Source organism: Falsiroseomonas selenitidurans, from assembly GCF_012103215.1.
GTDB lineage: Bacteria > Pseudomonadota > Alphaproteobacteria > Acetobacterales > Acetobacteraceae > Falsiroseomonas > Falsiroseomonas selenitidurans.
The window spans coordinates 25,743-47,542 of record NZ_JAAVNE010000042.1; the positions used below are offsets into that span (position 1 = coordinate 25,743).

Below are 21,800 nucleotides of genomic sequence, written 5' to 3' on the forward strand. Positions count from 1 at the left end.
TACTGCATGAGCCTCGCGCGCCTGTCCCGGTTCCGGTTCAGCCGGGCGCGAGGCCGGTTGCCTCGTCATGCCCGCCCTGGCCGGTCAGCGAGGCCCAGGCGCGAAAGCGCGGGCTGGCGGGCAGGGCACCCTCGGCGATCAGGCGGCGCCAATGGCCACAGGCCTCCACGAAGCGCGGCACGCTGCCGGGGAACATCGCCAGGCTGATCGCCTCCGCCATCGCCTCCTCCTCCACCCCATCCGCATAGGCGGCGGCGAGGTGCCAGGCGAAGGGGCGCCAGCGGGCGCGGCAGACCTGCACGGCCAGCCCCGCCAGGTGCACCAGCCGGATCGGCGCCGCCGGCGCCACGCGGCGCAGCGTGTCCAGGTAGCTGGCGCGCGGGTCGAAGGGCGCCAGCTGCCTTCCCCAGTCGCGCGCCGCGAAGTCGAAGGCCTCCGCGCCGATCGCCAGCGCCGCGGCGGCGAAGGCGGCGCCGATCATCGCATCGTCGCCGCCGGCCTCGCGGAATTTGGCGATGTGGTGCGTCGCCAGCGCCTCGTCCGTCGCGGCCAGTACCGCCAGCCAGACGAACTCCCGGTCGTGCCGGCTGAGCACCCGGTCATCCAGGGCCAGCGCCGTATAGGCGGCGTCGTAGCCTTCCAGCAGCTTCGGGAAGGCCAGCGCCATCAGCCCGTGATGCGGCAGCAGGTAGCCGCGCTTGGCCCGCACCGCGGCCAGGCGCGCCTCCAGCTCGGCGATCGTCTCCCCGCTCATGCGGCGGTGATGCCGGCGGTCTTCACCACATCGGCCCAGCGCGAGACCTCGCTGGCCACCATCGCCGTGTAGTCGGCCGGGCTCATCCGGTTGGCCGGCGCGCCGAGGGTCGCCAGCCGGTCCACCAGGGCGGGGGTGTTCAGCCCCTCCACCACCGCGGCGTTGATCTGCTGCGCGATCGCCGCCGGCATGCCGGCGGGGCCGGACAGGCCGAACCAGTTGGTGGCGACCAGGGCGGGGAAGCCGGCCTCCGCCACCGTCGGCACATCCGGCCAGCGGGTCGCGCGCTCCGGCAGCGTGATGGCCAGCAGGCGCAGCCGGTCGTTGCGGCCGATATCCGGCACCGCCGCGATCAGCCCTTCCACCTGCCCGCCGATGACATCCGCCGTGGCCGGCGCGCTGCCGCGATAGGGTACATGCGTGATGTCCACGCCCGCCGCGCGCTTCAGCAGCTCCAGCTTGACGTGGGAGGAGGTGCCGATGCCGGTGGAGCCGAAGCGCACCGCGCCGGCGCCCGCCTTCGCCCGCGCGATCAGCTCCGCCATGGTGCGGATCGGCCCGGTGGCGGAGACCGCGATGGCGGAGGGGACGGCGGCGACCAGGGCGATGTGCCGGAAATCCGTCACCGGGTTGTAGGGCACGCTGGGGTTCACCGCCGGGCCGATGGCCTGGGAGGCGATGTTGGACAGCAGGATGGTGCTGCCATCCGCCGGGCCGCGCGCGACCATGTCGGAGCCGATGGCGCCGCCGGCGCCGGCGCGGTTTTCCACCACCACCGGCGCGCCGAGCCGCGCCTCGATCTGCTGCGCGGCGAGCCTTCCGAGCAGGTCGGCGGTGCCGCCGGGCGGGAAGGGCACCACCAGGCGCAGCGGGCGGTTGCCCTGGGCGAGGGCGGGCAGCGGCAGGGTGGCGGCGAGGCCAAGCAGCGAACGGCGGCGCATGGGGGGTTTCCGGGCTTGCATCCCACCAGCATAACCGGCTGCGCCGCATCGGCCAGGGGGCAGGCGAGGGGAGGCGCATTGGCTCCCACCACGCTGAAATGGGTGTGTTCCATCTCCTTCCCGATTGCGGAGGAGAAAATTACCTGTGTATCCTGCCTTCACCGAAGGACAGGCTCGCCGATGACCTACATCCGCACCCGCCCCGTGCGCGACACCATGCTGGCCGGCATCGCCGCCGCCGCGCGGCGGCCGGAAGCGGACCGCCCCGCCGCCGTGGCCGATGCCATCCGCGCCTTCGCCGCCGACCCGGCGCTGCTGGAGGGGCTGGACTGTCCCTGCTGCCCGGACCGCTACATCCGCCACCTGCTGCACAGCGATCCCGCGGGCGGCTATGCCGTGGTGGCGCTGGTCTGGCGGCCCGGCCAGATGTCGCCGGTGCATGCCCACCGCACCTGGTGCGCGCTGGGCGTGCACCAGGGAACGCTGACGGAAACCCTCTACGCGCCGCAGCAGGGCGACCTGCCGCAGCCGCGCGCCACCCGCCTGCTGCGCCCGGGGGAGGGCAGCCATGGCGCGGCGGACCCGGACCTGATCCATCGCCTGGCCAACCTGTCCTGCCGCACCGCGGTCTCCATCCACTGCTACGGCGTCGCCTTCGACCGCTTCGGCCAGGATGTGAACGAGATCCACGCCGCCTGAACGCCCCCCTGGGAAGCGCCGCGCCGCGGGGGTAGGTTGCGGCGGTGCATCCCATACCCCCCGCCGCGTGAACCCGGCCCGGCGCAACATCCTGCTCGGCCTCAGCTTCGGCCTTGCCGCGGCGCTCACCTGGGGGGCGCAGGCCGTGGTGGCGCGCAGCGGCACCGTGGCGGGCTATTCGCCGCTCGACCTCGCGGTGCTGCGCTACTGCGCCGCCGCCCTGGTGCTGCTGCCCTTCGCCTGGCGGGCGCGGCGGCGCCTGGCGCAGATCGGGCTGCCGCGGCTGATGGGGCTGGTCGCGACCGGCGGCGCGGTGAATGCGCTGCTGTTCGGCTGGGGCCTGGTGCATGCGCCGGCCAGCCATGGCGGCACCGTCGCGCCCATCACCGCCGCCGTCATGGGCGCCGTCATCGCCGTGCCGCTGCTGGGCGAGATGCCGAGCCGCGGGCGGGCCATCGCGCTGGGCTTCATCGCCGCCGGCGTGCTGCTGATCGGCTGGGACGGCATCGGCGGCAGCCACCCCGGCGCCTGGCGCGGCGACATCATCCTGGTGGGCGCCGGCACCGTCTGGGGCGCCTTCACCGTGCTGTTGCGGCGCTGGCAGATCCCGGCGCTGGCCGGCAATGCGGCGATGTGCGTGCTCTCGGCCCTGGTTCTGCTGCCGCCCTGGCTGCTGCTGGGCGGCGGCGTGGTGCCGGAGATGCCCTGGCAATCCAGCCTGGTGCAGGCGGTGGGGCAGGGCGTGCTGTCCTCCGCCATCGCCACCACGCTCTATGCCCGCGCCGGGGAGTTGATGGGCGCGACGCGCACCGCCTGCCTGACCACCATGGTGCCGGTGGCCGCGGTGCTGCTTTCGGTGGTCATCCTGGGGGAGCCGCTGGGCTTCGCCAAGCTGGCCGGCGTGGTGCTGGCCGTTGGCGCCATGCTGGTGGCGGTGCTGTTCACCGGCCGCCGCACCTGATCCTTTCGCCCGTGCCTTCCGCGGCCCTGTCCCGGCAGCGCGTCTCGCGGCCCTATCCCGGCAGCGCGTCCCGCGCCCAGGCCGGCATGCCGTAGCCGGCCAGCGCCGCCATGCGGTCCCGGGCGAGTGACTTCTCGCGGGTCAGCCGGCGGATCAGCGCCTCATCCGGCGTCTGGCGGGCGCGCTCCGCGGCGATCCGCCGCTCCAGGTCCGACAGCTTCTCGACCAGCCGGACCTTCAGCACCCCACCCGACGCATCCACCCCTGCCATGATGCCTCCGCTCGACCGTCGCTGCGCGGGGGCGCGGCGGTGTGTGGGAGGCCCGACATCGCGGTACCGGGGAGCGCCGCCAGAGGGGCCCGGGCCTCAAGACTGGATGCTGGCCCTGATTTCTGACGATTTCAAGACGAAACCGCGTCAGAAGACTGGATGACTGCCCAATTCGTCGTGGCATGCGCGCAGGGCTCGGTGGCACCCTCGGCAAACAGCGTCACCTCGCCATAGCAGAGCCGGCGGCCGCGGCGGATCACCCGGGCTTCCGCCAGCACCGCCCCCGGCGGCACGGCGCGCAGGAAGGTGATGGCCAGGTTCACCGTGCGGCTCTCATCCCGCCCCTCGGTCAGCGACAGCAGCGCCACCCACATCGCCACATCGACGAGCCCCATCAGCGCGGGGCCGGAGATGGTGCCGCCCGGCCGCAGCAACGCGTCGCGGAAGGGCAGGCGAAGCCGGGCGGTGCCGGCGTCGAAGGCCAGCACCTCCACCCCCCAGGCGCCGGCCAGCGGCACGCCCTCGTGCACCCGGGTCTGCATCGCGGCGAGGTTCATGCGCCGGCCACCACGCGCCCGAGGCAGGGGTTGCGGCCGATCCAGTAGCAGAGCTCCGCGGGGCGGGAGATGCCGTACAGCGCCAGGTCGCAGCGCAGCCCGGGCGCCAGCATCCCGCGGTCCGATAGCCCCAGCGCTGCCGCGGCGTGGCGCGTGACGCCCGCCAGCGCCTCCGCCACCGTCAGGCGGAACAGGGTGCAGCCCATGTTCAGCATCAGCAGCAGGGAGGGCGCGGGGCAGGAGCCGGGGTTGAGGTCGGTGGCCAGCGCCAGCCGCAGCCCGGCGGCGCGCATCGCCGCGATGTCCGGCAGATGCGTCTCCCGGATGAAGTAGAAGGCGCCGGGCAGCAGCACGCCCACCGTCCCGGCATGGGCCATGGCGGCGATGCCGGCGGCATTGGCGTATTCGATGTGGTCGGCCGACAGCGCGCCATGCCGCGCCGCCAGCGCCGCGCCGGCATCGTCGCGCAGCTGGTCGGCGTGCAGCTTCACCGGCAGGCCGGCGCGGCGCGCGGCCTCGAACACCAGCCTGGTCTGCGCCAGGTCGAAGCCGATGACGCTGTCGGTGAAGCCGTCCACCGCATCGGCCAGGCCTTCGGCGGCGATGGCCGGCAGGATGTCCTCCGCCACGTGGCGCGCATAGCCATCGGCATCGCCGGCGAATTCCGGCGGCACGGCGTGGGCGGCCAGCAGGCTGGTCTGCAGCGAGACCGGCCGCAGCCCCGCCAGCCGGCGGGCGGCGCGCAGCATCCGCCGCTCGGTCTCCAGCTCCAGCCCGTAGCCGGACTTCACCTCGATGGTGGTGACACCCTCCGCCAGCAGCAGGTCCAGCCGGGGCAGGGCGGCCGCCACCAGCGCCGCCTCATCCGCCGCGCGCGTGGCGCGGACGGTGGAGAGGATGCCGCCGCCGGCCCGCGCGATGGCCTCGTAGCTGGCACCTTCCAGCCGCATCTCGAATTCCCGGGCGCGGTCGCCGGCGTAGACCAGGTGGGTGTGGCAATCGATCAGCCCGGGCAGGATCCAGGCGCCGTCGCACTGGGTGGTGGTGGTGGCATCGGCGGGCAGATCCGCGCGCCGGCCGACCCAGGCGATGTGGCCATCCCTGGCCGCGATGGCGCCATCCTCGATCACGCCGAGCGGATCGCCCTCCCGCGCCACCATGGTGCAGAGGTTGGCGTCCAGCCAGACGCGATCGAAGGTCATGCGGGCAGCTCCAGCAGGGCGGCGAAGGCGCCATCCTGCACCAGGCGGCGCACCGCTTCCATGTCGGGCGCCATGAAGCGGTCCGCATCCCAGGGCGCCGCCACGCCGCGCACCAGGGCGCGCGCGGCCTCCAGCGGCGGGGAGGTGGCCAGCGGGCGATGGAATTCCAGCCCCTGCGCGGCGCAGAGCAGCTCGACGGACAGGATGGCGGAGAGGTTCGCCGCCATCTCCGCCAGCCGCAGCGCCGCCCCGGTGGCCATGCTGACATGGTCTTCCTGGTTGGCGCTGGTGGGCAGGCTGTCGACGCTGCGCGGCGTGGCCAGCGCCCGGTTCTCCGCCACCAGGGCGGCGGCCGTCACCTGCGCGATCATGAAGCCGGAATGCAGCCCGCCTTCCGCCACCAGGAAGGCCGGCAGGCCCGACAGCACCGGGTCCACCAGCAGGGCAATGCGGCGTTCGCTGATGGCGCCGATCTCCGCCAGGGCGAGGGCGATGGTGTCGGCGGCGAAGGCCACCGGCTCCGCATGGAAATTGCCGCCCGATAGGATCTCGCCCTCCGCCGTGACCAGCGGGTTGTCGGTGACGGCATTCGCCTCCCGCACCAGCACCGCCGCCGCGTGGTCCAGCAGGTCCAGGCAGGCGCCGGCCACCTGCGGCTGGCAGCGCAGCGAATAGGGGTCCTGCACCCGCGCATCGCCCTGGCGGTGGCTCTCGCGGATGGCGCTGCCGGCCATCAGCCCGCGCAGCGCGGCGGCGCAGCGGATCTGCCCGGGCTGGCCGCGCAGCGCATGGATGCGCGCATCGAAGGGGGTGTCGGAGCCGCGCGCCGCATCGGTGGACAGCGCACCGGCGACAAGCGCCGTGCGCAGCAGGTCCTGCGCAGCGAACAGGCCCGCCAGCGCCAGCGCGGTGGAGACCTGCGTGCCGTTCAGCAGTGCCAGCCCCTCCTTCGGCCCCAGCACCAGCGGCGCCAGGCCGGCCAGCGCCAGGGCCTGGGTGCCGTCCAGCACCTGGTCGCCTTGGAAGGCCTCGCCCTCGCCGATCAGCACCAGCGCCAGATGCGCCAGCGGCGCCAGATCGCCCGAGGCGCCGACCGAGCCCTTGGCCGGGATGGCCGGCATCACGCCATGGTTCAGCAGGGCGAGCAGCGCCTCGATCGCCTCCGTCCGGATGGCGGAGGCGCCGCGCGCCAGGGAATTCGCCTTCAGCGCCAGCACCAGCCGCACCACCGGCTCCGGCAGATAGGCGCCGGTGCCGGCGGCGTGGCTGCGCAGCAGGTTGAGCTGCAACTGCGCCAGCCGCGCCGGGTCGATGCGCGTGCCGGCCAGCTTGCCGAAGCCGGTGTTGACGCCATACAGCGCCTCGCCCCCCGCCAGCCGGGCGCGGAGCGCCGTGACGGACTGCATCACCGGCTCCTGCCAGCCCGGCGCGAAGCCCAGCGCGGCACCGCCGGCGAGGGCGCGCAGCTGTGCCAGGCTGGCCTGGCCGGGGATCAGGGCGTGGGTGTCGTGGGTCATCGGATCAGCCTCCGTCGATACGCGCCGATCACAGGAAGGGCAGGTCCAGCCCCTTCTCCCGCGCGCAATCCAGCGCGATCTCGTAGCCCGCATCGGCGTGGCGCATCACGCCCGTCGCCGGGTCGTTCCACAGCACGCGGGCGAGGCGCCGCGCCGCGGCTTCCGTGCCATCGGCCACGATCACCATGCCGGCATGCTGGGAAAACCCCATGCCGACGCCGCCGCCATGATGCAGCGAAACCCAGGTGGCGCCGGAGGCCGTGTTCAGCAGCGCATTGAGAAGGGGCCAGTCGGAGACAGCATCCGATCCATCGCGCATCGCCTCCGTCTCCCGGTTCGGCGACGCGACGCTGCCGGAATCCAGGTGGTCGCGGCCGATGACGATGGGCCCGATCTCGCCGCGCGCCACCATCGCGTTGAACGCCAGGCCCAGCCGGTCCCGCTGGCCGAGCCCGACCCAGCAGATGCGCGCCGGCAGCCCCTGAAACGCGATTCTCCTCTGTGCCATGTCGAGCCAATTGTGCAGGTGGCGATCGTCCGGGATCAGCTCCTTCACCTTCGCATCCGTGCGGCGAATATCCTCCGGGTCGCCGGACAGCGCCGCCCAGCGGAAGGGGCCGACGCCGCGGCAGAACAGCGGGCGGATATAGGCGGGGACGAAGCCGGGAAAATCGAAGGCATTGGCCAGGCCCTCCTCCTTCGCCATCTGCCGGATGTTGTTGCCGTAATCCATCACCACGGCGCCGCGTGCCTTGAAGTCCAGCATCGCCTGGACATGGGCCACCATGGAGCGTTTCGCGGCGGCGGCGACAGCGGCCGGATCGCTTTCCCGCATCGCCTGCCACTGCGCCAGGGACCAGCCGGCGGGCAGGTAGCCATTGGCCGGGTCATGCGCGCTGGTCTGGTCGGTGACGATATCCGGCACCACGCCGCGCCGCACCAGTTCCGGAAACACCTCCGCCGCATTGCCCAGCAGGCCGACGCTGATGGCGCGCCGCGCCGCGCAGGCCTCCCGGATCATCGCGAGCGCGCTGTCCAGGTCATCGGCCTTGTGGTCGAGGTACTTCGTCTCCAGCCGCTTCTCGATGGAGGAGGGCTGGCATTCCACCGCCAGCACGCAGGCGCCCGCAAAGACGCCCGCCAGCGGCTGCGCCCCGCCCATGCCACCGAGCCCGCCCGTGAGAATCCAGCGCCCCGCCAGGTCCCCACCGAAATGCTGGCGCCCGGCCTCCGCAAAAGTCTCGTAGGTGCCCTGCACGATTCCCTGGCTGCCGATGTAGATCCAGGACCCGGCCGTCATCTGGCCGTACATCATCAGCCCCTTGCGATCGAGTTCGGAGAAATGCTCCCAGCTTGCCCAGCGCGGCACCAGGTTGGAATTGGCGATCAGCACGCGCGGCGCATCGGCATGGGTGCGGAACACGCCGACGGGTTTTCCCGACTGGACCAGCAATGTCTGGTCCTCCTCCAGCCGCCGCAGCGCGGCGACGATGCGCTCGTAGCTGTCCCAGTCGCGCGCGGCGCGGCCGATGCCGCCATAGACGACGAGTTCGCCGGGCTTCTCCGCCACCTCGTCATCAAGGTTGTTCATCAGCATCCGCATCGCCGCTTCCGTGGTCCAGTGGCGGCAGCTCAGCGCCAGCCCGCGGGGGCTGCGGATGGCGGGGGCGTTGCGCAGGCGGGGGTTCATGGAACGGGCCTTTCAGAACCAGCGCAGCCGCTGGCCGATGCCGGTGCGCCGCGCCTTTTCCAGCATGGCATGGCCCAGCGCGATGTCGGAGATGGACAGCCCGCGATGCCACAGCAGGATCGTCTCCCCGGGGCTTTCGCGCCCCGGCTTCAGCCCGGCCACCACCTGCCCGAGTTCCGCATGCAGCGTCGCCTCCGACAGCAGCCCGGCATCGACATGCTGGCGCATGGCGCCCAGCTTGCCGGACCGCGCCTGGCCCCAGTCATCCATCAGCATCTTGTCCATCACGCTGGTGATGGAGAGTTCCAGCGCGCTCATCGTGCCATAGGGGCAGACGAAGGCGCCGGGCTTGATCCATTCCGTCCTGAACAGCGGCTCCGGCGCGGAAAGCCGGGAGGCCTCCACCATGATGTCGGCGCCCTTCAGGCAGGATTCCCAATCCTCCGTCACGATCACCTTCTTGCCGAGGTCGCGCGACAGCTTGACGCCGAAGGCGTCGCGCGATTCCTTGCGGCGGGAATGCACGCGGATCTCCTCGAAGTCGAAGAGGTGGTCGAGCAGCCGGACATTCCAGTAGGAGGAGCCGCGCGCGCCGATATGGCCCAGCACCTTGCTGTCCTGGCGCGCCAGGTATTTGGCGCCGATCGCGGTGACGGCGCCGGTGCGCATATCCGTGATGTGCGAGGCGTCCAGGATCGCGCGCGGCTTGCCGTTGGTCGGGTCCATCAGCAGCAGCGTGGCCAGCTCGCTCGGCAGGTTCTCCTTGTAGTTGTCGACGAAGTCGCCGACCACCTTGACGCCGGAGACGTTCATCGCCTCCTTGATCGTGCCGCGCAGCACATTGAAATGGCCGTTGGCCAGGCCCGGCATGTGGTGCATCCGCGCATCCACCACCGTGTTGCCACGGCCCTGCGCGGCCAGCTGGCCCTCGATTGCGGCCAGGATCTCGTCATTCGTCATCGCCAGCTCGGCGATGTCGGGACCGTTGAGGAAATCGACGTAGACGGGCGGGTGCTCGCCGGGCATGGGCTGCGGTCCGATCAGTTCAGGGTGATGTTGGCGGCGCGCACGATCTCGCCAAAGGTCCGGCGCTGCGCCTCGACGGAAGCGGCGAGGGCCTCGGGCCCGATCACTTCCACCGTCAGCCCCAGCGCCTGCAGGGCGCGAGCGCCCTCGGCGGAGCTCTGCACGGCGGCGACATCGGCCGCGATGCTGGCGCGCAGCGCGGCGGGGGTGGCGCCCGGCGCGTAGACGGCGAACCAGGCCACCGCCTGCACGCCCGGCAGCCCGGCCTCCACCGTGGTCGGCACCTCCGGCAGCGCCGGGTTGCGCGCCGGCGAGGTGACGGCCAGCGCCCGCAGGCGGCCATCGCGGATGAAGGGCAGGGCACCCGGCATGTTCTCGAACATCACGTCCACGCGGCCCGCCGCCAGGTCGATCAGCGCCGGCGCGCTGCCGCGATAGGCGACGTGTTCCGCCGCCAGCCCCGTCTCCCGCGCGAACAGCGCGCCGGTGACATGGATGTAGGACCCGCTGCCGGGAGAGCCGTAGTTCACCGGCCGGCCGGCGGCGCGCATCAGCGCCACGAAGTCCTGCGCCGTGCGGGCCGGGGAGGCAGCCGGCACCACCATCACGTTCGGCACCGTGCCGATCATCGCCACCGGCGCCAGGTCGCGCACCAGGTCGAAGGACAGGTCGCGGTAGAGATGCGGGCTGACCGTCATCATGCCGGCCGCCGCCACCAGCAGCGTGTGGCCATCCGGCGCCGCCGCGGCCACCAGCCCCGCGCCGATATTGCCGCCCGCGCCGGTGCGGTTTTCCACCACCACCGGTTGGCCCCAACGCGGCTCCAGCCCCCGCCCGAGGATGCGGGCGGACCCGTCCATGGAGGCGCCGGCCGCGAAGGGCACGATGATCCGCACCGGGCGCTGGGCCGTGAAGCCCTGCGCCAGGGCGGGTGCGGCGCCCAGCGCCAGGGCGGATCCGAGCAGCAGGCGGCGGGTGAGGCGGGGCATGGGGAGAACTCCGTTCCGACAACGGCAAGCATTGCTGGCGGCCATGCATTATGTCTAGACATAATCGCATGCCCAAGCCGCGCCACGCCGCCATCCGCGCCGAGATCGAAGGCCGCATCCTGTCCGGTGCGCTGCGCCCCGGGGACCGGCTGCCGTCGGAGGCGGAACTGGTCGCGGCGCATGGCGTCTCCCGCATGACGGCAAGCCGCGCGCTGGCGGATCTGGTGGCGGCCGGGCTGGTGGTGCGCCGCCGCAAGGCAGGCAGCTTCGTCGCCATGCCGCGGGCGGAGGAGGCGCTGTTCGGCATCCCCGACATGCGCGCCACCATCGGCCCCGGCCGTTCCCATGCGGTGCTGAAGCGCACGCTGCGGGCGGCCGGCGCGGCGGATCGGGCGCGGCTGGGCCCGCTGCCGCGCGGTGCCCGGGTGCTGGCGCTGCAGGTGCGCCACATGGCCGGCGCCACGCCGCACGCGCTGGAGGACCGGCTGATCAACCTGGACGCGGTGCCGGAAGCCGCGGCGGAAGCCTTCGGCGCGGTGCCGCCCGGCTCCTGGCTGCTGGACCGCGTACCCTGGACCGAGGCCGAGCATCGCATCCAGGCGTTGGCTGCCGATGCCGCCGCGGCGGCGCTGCTCGGCATCGCGCCCGGCGCGCCCTGCCTGGTGCTGGACCGCATCAGCCGCTGTCAGGGCAGGCCGATCACCGCCGTGCGCCTGACCTATCCGGGGGACCGCCACGCGTTGACCAGCCGCGCCACCGCCACCACCCGGTTGCGCGAAGCGCCGCAAGCGGGCATGCGGAAGGCATGACAACCCAGCTTCTCGCCGCCACCGCGCTGCTGCCGCAAGGCTGGGCGCGGGAGGTGCTGATCGAGACCGACGCCGCCGGCTTCATCAGCGCCGTCACCCCCGAAGCCATGCCGCCGGGCGGCGTGCGCCGCCTGGCCGGGGCCGTGGTGCCGGGCGTGCCGAACCTGCACTCCCACGCCTTCCAGCGCGCCATGGCCGGCGGCGCGGAACGCCGCAGCCCGCAGGGGCAGGACAGCTTCTGGACCTGGCGGGAGACGATGTACCGCTTCGTCGGCCGCTTCGCGCCGGAGGATGCGGAGGCCGTCGCCGCGCAGCTGCATGTCGAGCTGCTGGAGCACGGTTTCACGGGTCTTTGCGAGTTCCACTACCTGCACCATCAGCCGGACGGCACGCCCTATGCCGACCGGGCGGAGATGGCGCGGCGCAACATCGCGGCCGCCCGGCGCAGCGGCATCGGGCTCACCATGCTGCCCAGCCTGTACCGCCATGGCGGCATCTTTGGCGTGGCGCCGCATGCGGGGCAGCGGCGCTTCCTGAACGACCTGGACGGCTTCCTCACCATCGTGGAGTCCATGCGGGCCGCCATCGGCGGCGATCCGCAGATGGCGCTCGGCCTTGCCCCGCATTCGCTGCGCGCCGTGACGCCCGAGATGCTGCGCGCCATCCAGGATTTCACCGGCCCCCTCCACATCCACGCCGCCGAACAGCCGAAGGAGGTCGCGGAATGCCTGGCCGCCACCGGCGCGCGCCCGGTGCGCTGGCTGCTGGACAATGCGCCGCTGGATGCGCGCTGGGTGCTGATCCACGCGACGCACATGGATGCCGGCGAGATCGAGGGCCTGGCGCGCTGCGGCGCCGTCGCCGGGCTGTGTCCGACGACCGAGGCCTCGCTCGGCGATGGCATCTTCGCGCTGCCCGCCTATCTCGCCGCCGGCGGCCGCTTCGGCATCGGCACGGACAGCCATGTGGGCACCGCGCCGCGCGACGAATTGCGCCAGCTGGAAACCAGCCAGCGCCTGAGGGACAATTCCCGATCCGTCGCCACGGCAGACCAGAACCCGCATCCCGGGCGCACGCTGCTGGACGCGGCGCTGGCCGGCGGCGCCCAGGCCAGCGGCCGGCCGACCGGCGCCCTCGCGCCGGGGCTGCGCGCCGACCTGGTGGAACTCGATGCGCAGCACCCGACGCTGATCGGGCGGGAAGGCGATGCGCTGCTGGATGCCTGGCTGTTCAGCGGCCAGTCCAACCCGGTGAAGACCGTGATGGTGGGCGGCCGCGTGGTGGTGGAGGCCGGGCGGCACATCCACGCCATGGCGATCCGGGACGAATTCGGCGCGGCAATGCGGAGGCTTCTGGCATGAGTGGTCAATTGGCGGGGCAGGTGGCGATCATCACCGGCGGCAGCCGCGGCATCGGCCGCGCCATCGCGCTGCTTTTCGCGCGCGAGGGTGCCGACATCGCCTTCTGCCACCTGGACGACGCCGAGGGCGCGGCGGCCGTGGTCGCGCAGATCGAGGCGCTGGGCCGCCGCGCGGTCGCGGCCGCCGTCGATGTCGCGGACCTGCCGGCGCTGCGCGGCTTCATCGCGCAGGCGCAGGCGCAACTCGGCCCCTGCGACATCCTGGTGAACAATGCCGGCCTCAACCTGCGCGGGGCCATCGGCACCATCACGGAGGACATGTTCGACCGGGTGATGGATGTGCACGTCAAGGCCAGCTTCTTCGCCGCCCAGGCGGTGTGGGACGGCATGGCCGCGCGCGGCCGCGGGCGCATCATCACCACGGCGAGCCAGCTTGGCCTGAAGGGCGCGGCGAACATCGTGCCCTATTGCACCGCCAAGGCGGCGCTGATCGGCTTCACCCGCGCCTTGGCCTTCGAGGGCGCGCCGCTGGGCATCCTGGTGAACGCCATCGCGCCGGGGCCGGTGGCCACCGACCTGACGGCGCAGCTTGGCCCGGACTGGGCCGAGCGCACGGGGGCGAAGCTGCCCATCGGGCGCGTCGGCCAGCCGGAGGAGATCGCGGCGGCGGCGCTGCTGCTGGCCTCCTCCCCCGGCGGGGATTTCTTCGTGGGCGCGACGCTGTCGCCCAATGGCGGGGACATCATGCACTGACATGGCACGCCTGGTGACATTGAGCGCGGCGCAGGCCGTGACCGCCATCGAATGGGCCGCCGCCGAGGGCTGGAACCCCGGCCTGGCGGACCTGCCCTGCTTCCTGGCGCAGGATCCCGGGCTGTTCCTGGCCATGGAGGAAGGCGCGCAACTGCTCAGCCTGATCGCCGCCACGCGCTACGGCGCCGATTTCGGCTTCATCGGCTTCTACATCGCGCGGCCGGAGGCGCGCGGGCAGGGGCACGGCATGGCGGTGTGGCGCGGCGCCATGGCGCAGCTTGAAGGCCGGCTGGTGGGGCTGGATGGCGTGGTGGCGCAGCAGGACAACTACCGGAAATCCGGTTTCAGCCTCGCCTGGAACAACATCCGCTTCGGCGGCGTGCCGGTGCGCCCGCCGGTGCCCGTGCGCGGCATCGTGCCGGCCGCCGAGGTGCCCTTCGCCGCGCTGGCGGCGCTGGACCGCAGCGTGTTCCCGGCGGCGCGCGCCGCCTACCTCCGCGCCTGGATCGACCAGCCCGGCCATGTGGCGCTGGCGGCGGTGCAGGATGGCGCGGCCACCGGCTTCGGCGTGATCCGCCCGGCGCGGGAGGGGCACAAATTCGGCCCGCTGGTGGCGGAAACGCCGGAGGTGGCCGAGGCCCTGGCCGCCGCCCTGCTGGCCCGCGTGCCGGATGGCCCGGTGTTCCTGGACGTGCCGGAACCCCACCGCGCCGCGGTGGCGCTGGCCGAGCGCCTCGGGCTGGCGCCGGGATTCGAAACGGCGCGCATGTACACCGGGCCGGCGCCGGCGATTCGGGCGGAGCGGCTGTTCGGGGTGATGAGTTTCGAGTTGGGGTAGGGGGCGAACTGGCGTGGGGTTGGCCGCTGATATTAGCACGAAGGCGAGTAGTTGAACCCAATCAGCGCAGGCCCAATCGCGGCGCATCTGCTCATAAAAGGCCCCCAGACTCCATTTTTAATATTTCGATCAATTCAATGATAGCTGACTGCCTCCGTGATAAACCTCCCAATGTCTTGTCTCCGCCAATCTGGGCACTGTTCGCTACTGCCGGCACACACTTTCTCAACATCGCCGACGACGCTCCGGAACACGGCGCCACGCACAGACCATTGCGAAACAGGAAAATCCGAGAGCCGCAGCGTACCTGCCCCACGCAGACCGCGGACGAAAAGGCTTTCGAGCCTGCTGCCACGAAAATCGACGTCGCCCAGCACCATGACATTCTCGATTGAGACCGATGCTGACGATCCCGCCACTTCGAGATTCCCGAGTACCACAAGATGTCGCAAGGCAAGGTATTCCAGCCGGCTGTCTTCGATCCGAAGAGACTGGACCACAATGGGCGACGTCGCTCGCCCTTCCAGACGGAGGTGTGAGCCTACGAACGCCGCACGCTCAATACGCAGCGGATGCAACAGCATTGGCGCTGCTCCAAGACTCCTCGGGTCGGATGTGAAGATGGTGTTCAGGATCGTTCCAATATCGACGCTAAAAATCCCGGCAAGCGGGCAGCGTTCGTTGAGGGCGCTGAAGGCCCGATTGAGCCGCTCACATACGACGTGAAAGCCACTTCGGCTGAACCACGGCACAGCCAAGCCTGCCAGATCGACATCACCACCGGCGGAAAGAGGCCGTATGGCCAGCACCTGTCCAATGGAAAGTGCCGCACCAGTCGGATCGAAACTCCTCGCAAAGCCGCGAAGCTCATCCACTTCGATAACCCGGCGCATCAAAACGCATCGCTCTATCTTCTCGGCCAGATTGGCCGATGTGTCAATGTAATCGAGTCTTTCTACACGACACGATGGTTGTGCTGTAGAAGGCGCAGCCGCCAGGCTCAGCAGTACAAGGAAGACTGTGAATGTTCGCATGGTTAACGCCACATCGCGAAAGCCATTGGATCGACTCCGAGCGGGTCAGGCCTTAAGGGTAGCTGGCCCCAGATCTCCCAACGCTCGCCATGTGTGCCGGCTGGTATGAGTGCCGGATGCAGCATTGTGAGTGTCACCGTCTCGCTCACCATTAGCGTAAGGCGCAGCATCCCGTCGAGCATTGCTGCTTCCTGCCAGGACAGACGCCCTGGCTGGTCGTCAAGATCGACGCGGCAGGAACCGCCCAGCAGATCCGCAGCGCGGGTAAACCGCCGCTGCAGCCGTGTGCCAGGAACATAGGGATCGACCATGATCCACGATGCGCGGTGAAGATTGACGAGGCGCCGGTTGAAGTGATCGCTGAGCGAAAGAAGAACGCCAGCGTGGTTGAACCCGGGCTCAAGCGGACCAATCGGGATCTCCACGACGAGCAGCGCGCCCTCGGTCGTCGGCTGCGTCGCCGCCTGCACCCGCCGCGCGCTGGCAGCATCGAAACAAGCAAGCCGAACTCGAAGCCGGGCGAAAGTGTCGAGTAATGCGGCGCCGTCCGGGCTCGGCAGATTGCGCGGCGACAGTGGGGCGTTCCACGCGATTGGAGCGGCTCCAAAAGCTGCGCCACTTTCCCGTGGAAGGGTGAAGCCAACCTTCTCGCGCAGCCAGTTGGCATAAGCGCGCAGCGGCCCGACCGCTGTTGCAAGGCGCAAGACCAAATGCGCCTGCAACACGCCACCGCGCAAAGGTCGGTCGCCCGCCATAAGCTGATCGAGGTAGAAGATCTGGTCGACCTCCGCGCTGCGTTGGGCTGAGTCGAGACCCGCGCAGGAAACCTGTGGCAAGACCTCCGAAGCTGGTCGCAGGGCATGCACGGCGTCGATCGGGATCGCCCAGGAAATATAAGTACCTGCGGCTGGCACGCCGCCATTGGCGACACCGACGACCCGACCGGATGGGGCGATGAGCGGGGCACCAGAATCACCAGGTGCAATCGCATTCTGCACCCCGATAACCGCCTGCGAAAGATCAGGGAAGCCGAGCCGGGCCAGCCGGATCTGCAGGTCCTCCGCCAGAATGGCGTTTAACTGGCGCGCAAGGCTGCGGATATCAGCTCTGGAATCCAAGACCTTCGGCGCGCGCTCTGCGTGCCCAAGGATGGTGGCTTGGAGTCCACGCGGATCTGCGCGGTACTCCGCCTCGAGCGGCACAACCCCCGGCGGAAGTGTCGCTGTAATGCGGAGGAGTGCTAGGTCGTGACCTGCATGCGCCAGTTCCACCGAAGTTTCCTGGAGGGCGGTCCCGAGCCCATCGCCAGAAATCGAGCCGAACCGGTAGCGCTTCAGGCCGTCTCCACACACGGCGTGCAGCGCAGTCAGAATGCCGACGGTACCGTTTGGAAGTCGAAACAGAAAGCCGGAGGCCAAGCGTGGCGTACCAGTCGTCCTGCCTTCCTCGCAGGGTCGGATGTGGCAGGGCAGGAATGTGACCTGCACGATTGATCGAGCATGCTGCTCGATCCACGCCGGTGGCTGGGCCTTGGCCGCTGTCCAGCTCAGCAGCGTGACCACTACTGCCCAGATCACGAGCCGACTCACGATCCGCACGCCCCAAACCGAGCCGCTGAGAGCAGTGCAAGGCGGAAGGTGCTTTCCTGCATATTTGGGGGCAATGGTTGCCTGCGCACCCAGGCTGCCATGTCGGCAAACCGCCCCGGTTGACGATCAAACCGCTCGATGAACACGGGATCGCTCAGCAAAGTTTGGCCGGCCGGGGGGCGAAGCAGCGAATTGCTGCATTGCGGTATTGAGACTGTTGCAGAGGGCGTTTCCGCTCCCGCCGTACCAGAAGCGCTGCGAAGAGGCGACAACGGCGGAAAAATAACAGCTGCTCCACCACCTGCTGCAGCAGCCTTACCGAGTTGATCGGCTATCTCCCTGTTGTTCATTCCCAGGCCGCGTAAGCTGGCGATCAACTGCTCTCCAGGGCTCGGCTGCGTGCTTCGCCAAACCAGCCCCCCAGCCATTGATGGAAGAAGTCCAAGCACGAAGGGCGTGACAAAGAGCACAAAAATCCGCCACCGCATAAATAGTAGACGGTTCGATGCGGCGGCGCTCCCTGCCAATGCGCCTGCCAAAGCTAAAGTAGCGGTCACGGCAACGCCGGCTACAGGGCTCTCCGACAGACCGATTAGTGCGCCAGTCATGCCGCCGAGTAGCACCCCAGCGATAGCAACATCGCGCACGAACATCTTTCGCAAAGATATGCTCATGCGCGCCCCCCAAAAGGTCAAGCTTCGATCATGGGCTATGCCAAAAGCTGCCGCCACCCCGACAGCTTAGGTGAGTGCGTTGCAGAATGAGAAGGAAATAATGCGTTGAGGTTGTTGGCGAAGGGTTGGCGATAGCGGGCGACTAACACTCTCGCACTCGTTCCGCTCGCCTCCTCGTTGGCTCGGCCTGTGGATTCGGTGTGCCCGATGCTGCACGCGACAAATGTGCCCGTAATTGGGTACAGGCAGGAAAATGACCAGCAGGCGGATCAAGCCAGCATGCACCACGCTGCTTCACGCAACAGGCACAAGGATGGCCGACCAAGCCGTGCCCCGCAGCCCGGCCCCAACCCCCCCCCTACTCCTGCGGCGTCGCCACCAGCCGCGTCACTTCAAACCCCTGCTGCGCCGCGGTGATCACCGCCTCCGCATAATCCCCCGGCGCCAGGCTCGGCGTGCGGGACAACACCCACAAGTAGTCGCGCCCCGGCGCCCCCACCACCGCCCAGCGATAGGCCGGGTCCAGCCCCACCACCCAGTAATCGCCGTAGAAGGGCCAGAAGAAGCTCACCCGCAGCCTCGCATTGCCGCTGCCCGGCACCGCATAGGCGCTGCCCTCCGCCACGCGCGGCGCGCCGTCGGCGCCGCGGCAGCGGTTCGTCACGCCGATCGTGCCGTCCGGCTTTGGCGTGTAGGTCGCCGTGGTGTGGGTGCAGACGCGACCGCTTCCGTCCTGGAAGCTGTTCGGAAACCGCGCGATCTCGAACCAGGTGCCGGCATAGCGGGCCAGGTCCACCTGCGCCACCGTTTCCACCGGCGGCTGCCGCGGCGCGCCGGCGCAGGCGCCCAGCAGCAGCAGCAGGAACAGCGCGCGCCTCATCGCACCCACTCCGAACCCGGCACCACGCCGGGCGGCAGGGCGGAGATATGCTCGCAGATCGCGCCGGCCGTGGTGATGCAGACGGCAGCGCGGTGGGAGGCGATCTCCGCCAGCGCGCGGCGCAGGTGCCGCATCCGGTGCGGCTGGCCGATGATATAGGGGTGCAGCGCGATGCCCATCACCTGCGGCAGCCCATCCGCCGTCTGCGCCAGCCTCTCGTGGAAATCGTCCAGGATCATGTCGGCGAAGGCCGCCGCGCCATCCTTGCGGGCGACGATGGCGGGGATGTCGTTGACCTCCTGCGGGTAGGGCATGGCCAGCAGCCGCCCGGCGCGGGTGGTCATCCAGAAGGGCGCGTCGTCGGCGCACCAGTTCATCGTGTAGCCATAGCCGGCTTCCGCCAGCAGGTCCGGCGTCGCGCGGCTTTCCGCGATCCACGGGCTGAGCCAGCCGCAGGGCGCCTTGCCCTCGTGCCGGCGGATCGCCGCCGTCGCCTCGGCGATCAGCTTCGCCTCCTCGGCCTCGGTCAGCACCGACTGGCGCTCGGCATTGGTGCGGCCATGGCCGGCAATCTCGTCGCCGCGGGCGCGGTGGGCGGCAACCAGCTCCGGCGCGTGTTCATAAAGCGCGCTGTTCAGCAGCACCGTCGCCGGCAGGTCCAGCGACTCGAGAAGGTCCAGCAGCCGCCAGGCACCAACGCGGTTGCCATAGTCGCGCCAGGCGTAGTTCAGCACGTCCGGCTGCGGCCCGCCCGGTGCCAGCTCCGCCCCCAGCCCCTCGCCGAAGGCGAAATGCTCCAGGTTCACGCCCAGATACACGGCCAGCAGCGCGCCGCCCGGCCAGGCATAGGGCGTGCGGCCGCGCCAGGCGGCGTATTCGTAGCGTCCATGGGTGGGCAGCATGGCGGGCCTCCGGCGCAATGGGCGGGAGCTTGGGGATTTCCCGGCGCCGGGCAAGCCTTAACCGCGTCCGCCGTTAACGGGGGGGTGATGACCACCGCGCCCCGCTGCCCTATCCTGCGGCGGTCATGGCACGGTCGAAACAGGGGGGGGATGCGGCGTCCGCGCTGCTGCAGCGCGAGGCGCGGGCGGCGCGTGGGCGGCTGGGCCTGCCGCTGGCGCTGGGCGTGGCGCAGATTGTCCTCGGCATCGCCCAGGCCTGGGTCATCGCCGGGCTGATCGCCGGGCTGCTCGGCCATGGCGCCGCGGGCTGGCCGGCGCTGGGCGCCGCCGCGGCGCTGGCGCTGGTCTCCGCCGGGCTCGGCGTGGCGCAGGAACGGGCGCTGCTGGCGGCCGGGGAGGCCGCGAAGGCCCGCCTCCGCGCCCAGGCCTTCGACCGTCTGCTGGCGCTCGGCGCCGCGGACCCGCGGCCGGTGGGGGAACGCGCGGCGCTGGTGGTGGACCGGATCGAGGCGCTGGAGGGCTTTCTCACCCGCTGGCTGCCGGCCGCGGCGCTGGCCATTGCCGGGCCGATCCTGGTGGCCGGGGCCGGCTTCGCGGTGGATGCCACCAGCGGCGCCATCCTGCTGGTCGCCGCCCTGCTGGTGCCGGTGGCCATGGCGCTGACCGGCATCGGCGCCGCCCAGGCCAGCCGCCGGCAATTCGCCGCGCTGGACCTGCTTTCGGGTCGCTTCCTCGACCGCATGCGCGGCCTGCCCACCCTGGTGCTGTTCCGGCGGCAGGAGGCGGAGGCCCAGGCGCTGGGCCGTGCGGCGGAGGAATTGCGCCAGCGCACCATGCGCGTGCTGCGCGTGGCCTTCCTGTCCTCCGCCTCCATGGAGGCGCTGGCCGCCGGCGCCATCGCCTGCCTCGCCATCCGCCACGCCGCCATCCTCGGCCAGAACCACCCGGACCCGGCCGGCGCGCTGTTCTGCCTGCTGCTGGTGCCGGCCCTGTTCACCCCGCTGCGCGCCTTCTCCCAGGCCTATCACGAAAGGCTGGGCGCGCGCGGCGCCGCGGCGGAACTGGCGCCGCTGCTGGCGGTGCCGGCGGAAGGCGGCCTGGTGCTGGAGGAGATGCCGCGCCGCCTGGTGGTCAGCTTCCAGGATGTGCGCCTGACCTACGACCCGACGCGTCCGCCGGCGCTGGATGGCCTGTCCTTCCGTGTCCTGCCGGGGGAGACGCTGGTGCTGGCCGGGCCTTCGGGCGCCGGCAAATCCTCCGTCCTGCGGCTGCTGATGGGATTCCGGCGGCCGGATTCGGGGCGCATCTCGCTGAACGGGCAGGATGCGACGAAGCTGGCCCCGGCGGAGCTGCGTCGCCTGTCCGCCTATGTCGGCCAGCGCGCGCATCTGTTCCGCGCCACGATCCGGGAGAACATCGCCCTGGCCCGGCCCGAGGCCACCGCCGCGCAGGTGGAGGCCGCGGCCGCCGCCGCCCGGGTGACGGATTTCGCCAAGGGCCTGCCGCTGGGACTGGAAACCCTGGTGGGGGAGGGCGGGTACGGGCTCTCGGGCGGCCAGGCACAGCGGGTGGCCATCGCCCGCGCCTTCCTGCGCGACACGCCGCTGGTGCTGCTCGACGAACCCACGGCGCATCTGGACCCGGGAACGGAGGCGGAGGTGCTGGACAGCCTGCGGCGCCTCTGCACCGGGCGGACGGCCATCGTCGCCAGCCATTCCCGCGCCGCGCAGCGCGCCCTGGGAAGGGTGCTGGCGATCGAGGCCGGGCGCGCGCCAGGCCCACGGATGGCCGGGGAATGAGGACGGACCTGCTGCGCGTGCTGGGCCTGTGGCGGTCCCGCCTGCCCTGGCTACTGGCCGGCATCGCCATGGCGGTGGCCGCGGTGCTGGCCGGGCTGGCGCTGCTGGGCCTGGCGGGGCGCGCGGTGGCGGAAGGCGTCACCGCCGCCACCCTCTTCACCGGCAGCCTGGCCCTGCTGTGGCTGCGCCCCGTGGTCGTGCTGCGGCCGGTGTTCCGCTACCTGGAACGGCTGGTGACGCATGCCGCCACCTTCCGCGCCCTGGCCGATACCCGCATCTGGTTCTTCCGCCGCCTGGCGGAGCGCCTGCCGGCGGGCCTCGGCTTCCGCCGCGCCGGCGACCTGCTGGGCCGGCTGGTCTCCGACATTGATGCGCTGGATCGCGTCTATCTCGGCGCGCTGGTGCCCGGTGCGGCAGGGGCGGCGGCGGTGCTGGCGATCGCGCTGCTGCTGGGCGCGATCGACCCCGCCCTGGCGGCGCTGGTGGCGCTGCCGCTGGCCGCCGCCCTGCTGCTGCCGCCGCTGCTGGCGCCGGGCGCCGCCGCCGCCGGGCAGC

At 71.2% G+C, this 21,800-nt stretch carries 21 protein-coding genes and 1 pseudogene; 8 read left to right on the forward strand and 14 right to left on the reverse strand.

What is annotated here, in order from left to right:
* Window positions 1-37: 37 nt before the first annotated feature.
* Together HEQ75_RS20840 and HEQ75_RS20845 are read right to left on the reverse strand one after the other, a co-directional pair.
* Window positions 38-754, reverse strand: a complete 717-nt coding sequence (locus HEQ75_RS20840) for a carboxymuconolactone decarboxylase family protein (RefSeq protein ID WP_168034046.1) — start codon at window positions 752-754, stop codon at window positions 38-40.
* Window positions 751-1,695, reverse strand: a complete 945-nt coding sequence (locus HEQ75_RS20845) for a Bug family tripartite tricarboxylate transporter substrate binding protein (protein WP_168034047.1) — start codon at window positions 1,693-1,695, stop codon at window positions 751-753. Before HEQ75_RS20845 ends, HEQ75_RS20840 begins: the two co-directional genes overlap by 4 nt.
* Window positions 1,696-1,875: 180 nt before the next feature.
* On the opposite strand from HEQ75_RS20845, the gene HEQ75_RS20850 reads away from it, so the two are divergent.
* Window positions 1,876-2,394: a cysteine dioxygenase family protein gene (locus HEQ75_RS20850; RefSeq protein ID WP_168034048.1), complete on the forward strand. Its 519-nt coding sequence runs from the start codon at window positions 1,876-1,878 to the stop codon at window positions 2,392-2,394.
* 67 nt (window positions 2,395-2,461) lie between these two features.
* Window positions 2,462-3,355, forward strand: a complete 894-nt coding sequence (locus HEQ75_RS20855) for a DMT family transporter (RefSeq protein ID WP_168034049.1) — start codon at window positions 2,462-2,464, stop codon at window positions 3,353-3,355.
* Window positions 3,356-3,407: 52 nt separating this feature from the next.
* Here the strand turns inward: HEQ75_RS20855 and HEQ75_RS20860 are convergent, their stop codons facing one another.
* From HEQ75_RS20860 to HEQ75_RS20890, 7 genes are all read right to left on the reverse strand, one after another.
* The gene (locus HEQ75_RS20860; RefSeq protein WP_168034050.1) at window positions 3,408-3,626 is read right to left on the reverse strand and encodes a YdcH family protein; all 219 of its coding nucleotides are present in this window, start codon (window positions 3,624-3,626) and stop codon (window positions 3,408-3,410) included.
* Between the two features lie 131 nt (window positions 3,627-3,757).
* The gene (locus HEQ75_RS20865; protein ID WP_168034051.1) at window positions 3,758-4,183 is read right to left on the reverse strand and encodes a PaaI family thioesterase; all 426 of its coding nucleotides are present in this window, start codon (window positions 4,181-4,183) and stop codon (window positions 3,758-3,760) included.
* Window positions 4,180-5,385, reverse strand: a complete 1,206-nt coding sequence (hutI, locus tag HEQ75_RS20870; RefSeq protein WP_168034052.1) for an imidazolonepropionase — start codon at window positions 5,383-5,385, stop codon at window positions 4,180-4,182. The genes HEQ75_RS20865 and hutI overlap by 4 nt, the downstream gene beginning before the upstream one ends.
* Window positions 5,382-6,902: a histidine ammonia-lyase gene (gene hutH, locus HEQ75_RS20875; protein ID WP_168034053.1), complete on the reverse strand. Its 1,521-nt coding sequence runs from the start codon at window positions 6,900-6,902 to the stop codon at window positions 5,382-5,384. The genes hutI and hutH overlap by 4 nt, the downstream gene beginning before the upstream one ends.
* Window positions 6,903-6,930: 28 nt before the next feature.
* Entirely contained in the window at window positions 6,931-8,592 is a 1,662-nt protein-coding gene (gene hutU / locus HEQ75_RS20880) for a urocanate hydratase (RefSeq protein WP_168034054.1), read from the reverse strand.
* Window positions 8,593-8,604: 12 nt separating this feature from the next.
* Window positions 8,605-9,618 carry an ornithine cyclodeaminase family protein gene (locus tag HEQ75_RS20885; protein ID WP_168034055.1) on the reverse strand — a complete coding sequence of 338 codons (1,014 nt, stop codon included), beginning with the start codon at window positions 9,616-9,618 and terminating at the stop codon, window positions 8,605-8,607.
* A 14-nt stretch (window positions 9,619-9,632) separates the two neighbouring features.
* A complete protein-coding gene (locus tag HEQ75_RS20890) occupies window positions 9,633-10,607 on the reverse strand; it encodes a Bug family tripartite tricarboxylate transporter substrate binding protein (RefSeq protein ID WP_168034056.1) in 975 nt (324 codons plus the stop codon).
* 68 nt (window positions 10,608-10,675) lie between these two features.
* On the opposite strand from HEQ75_RS20890, the gene HEQ75_RS20895 reads away from it, so the two are divergent.
* From HEQ75_RS20895 to HEQ75_RS20910, 4 genes are read left to right on the forward strand one after another with little or no spacing between them, the layout of a single operon-like run.
* The gene (locus tag HEQ75_RS20895; RefSeq protein ID WP_209318689.1) at window positions 10,676-11,416 is read left to right on the forward strand and encodes a UTRA domain-containing protein; all 741 of its coding nucleotides are present in this window, start codon (window positions 10,676-10,678) and stop codon (window positions 11,414-11,416) included.
* Complete coding sequence (locus tag HEQ75_RS20900; RefSeq protein ID WP_168034058.1) at window positions 11,413-12,777, forward strand: formimidoylglutamate deiminase; 1,365 nt, start codon at window positions 11,413-11,415, stop codon at window positions 12,775-12,777. The genes HEQ75_RS20895 and HEQ75_RS20900 overlap by 4 nt, the downstream gene beginning before the upstream one ends.
* On the forward strand, window positions 12,774-13,529 hold the full coding sequence (locus HEQ75_RS20905) for an SDR family NAD(P)-dependent oxidoreductase (RefSeq protein WP_168034059.1): 756 nt from the start codon (window positions 12,774-12,776) through the stop codon (window positions 13,527-13,529). The genes HEQ75_RS20900 and HEQ75_RS20905 overlap by 4 nt, the downstream gene beginning before the upstream one ends.
* Before the next feature lies 1 nt (window position 13,530).
* Window positions 13,531-14,367, forward strand: coding sequence for a GNAT family N-acetyltransferase (locus tag HEQ75_RS20910; RefSeq protein ID WP_168034060.1), 837 nt, complete (start codon window positions 13,531-13,533; stop codon window positions 14,365-14,367).
* A 134-nt stretch (window positions 14,368-14,501) separates the two neighbouring features.
* Here the strand turns inward: HEQ75_RS20910 and HEQ75_RS20915 are convergent, their stop codons facing one another.
* The 5 genes from HEQ75_RS20915 to HEQ75_RS20935 all read right to left on the reverse strand — a co-directional run bounded on the left by HEQ75_RS20915 (window position 14,502) and on the right by HEQ75_RS20935 (window position 19,446).
* Window positions 14,502-15,401: a hypothetical protein gene (locus HEQ75_RS20915; RefSeq protein WP_168034061.1), complete on the reverse strand. Its 900-nt coding sequence runs from the start codon at window positions 15,399-15,401 to the stop codon at window positions 14,502-14,504.
* A gap of 2 nt (window positions 15,402-15,403) precedes the next feature.
* Window positions 15,404-16,990 (reverse strand): S1 family peptidase, encoded by a 1,587-nt coding sequence (locus tag HEQ75_RS20920; RefSeq protein ID WP_168034062.1) that lies wholly within the window; start codon window positions 16,988-16,990, stop codon window positions 15,404-15,406.
* On the reverse strand, window positions 16,987-17,664 hold the full coding sequence (locus tag HEQ75_RS20925; protein ID WP_209318690.1) for a hypothetical protein: 678 nt from the start codon (window positions 17,662-17,664) through the stop codon (window positions 16,987-16,989). The genes HEQ75_RS20920 and HEQ75_RS20925 overlap by 4 nt, the downstream gene beginning before the upstream one ends.
* Before the next feature lie 358 nt (window positions 17,665-18,022).
* Window positions 18,023-18,544 (reverse strand): lipocalin family protein, encoded by a 522-nt coding sequence (locus HEQ75_RS20930; protein ID WP_168034064.1) that lies wholly within the window; start codon window positions 18,542-18,544, stop codon window positions 18,023-18,025.
* On the reverse strand, window positions 18,541-19,446 hold the full coding sequence (locus HEQ75_RS20935; RefSeq protein ID WP_168034065.1) for a polysaccharide deacetylase family protein: 906 nt from the start codon (window positions 19,444-19,446) through the stop codon (window positions 18,541-18,543). Before HEQ75_RS20935 ends, HEQ75_RS20930 begins: the two co-directional genes overlap by 4 nt.
* A 125-nt stretch (window positions 19,447-19,571) precedes the next feature.
* Here HEQ75_RS20935 and cydD point away from each other — a divergent pair, with 125 nt between their 5' ends.
* On the forward strand, window positions 19,572-21,245 hold the full coding sequence (gene cydD / locus HEQ75_RS20940) for a thiol reductant ABC exporter subunit CydD (RefSeq protein ID WP_168034066.1): 1,674 nt from the start codon (window positions 19,572-19,574) through the stop codon (window positions 21,243-21,245).
* Window positions 21,242-21,800: pseudogene (locus HEQ75_RS20945) on the forward strand (thiol reductant ABC exporter subunit CydC); the annotation flags it as partial. The gene cydD and the pseudogene HEQ75_RS20945, both read left to right, overlap by 4 nt.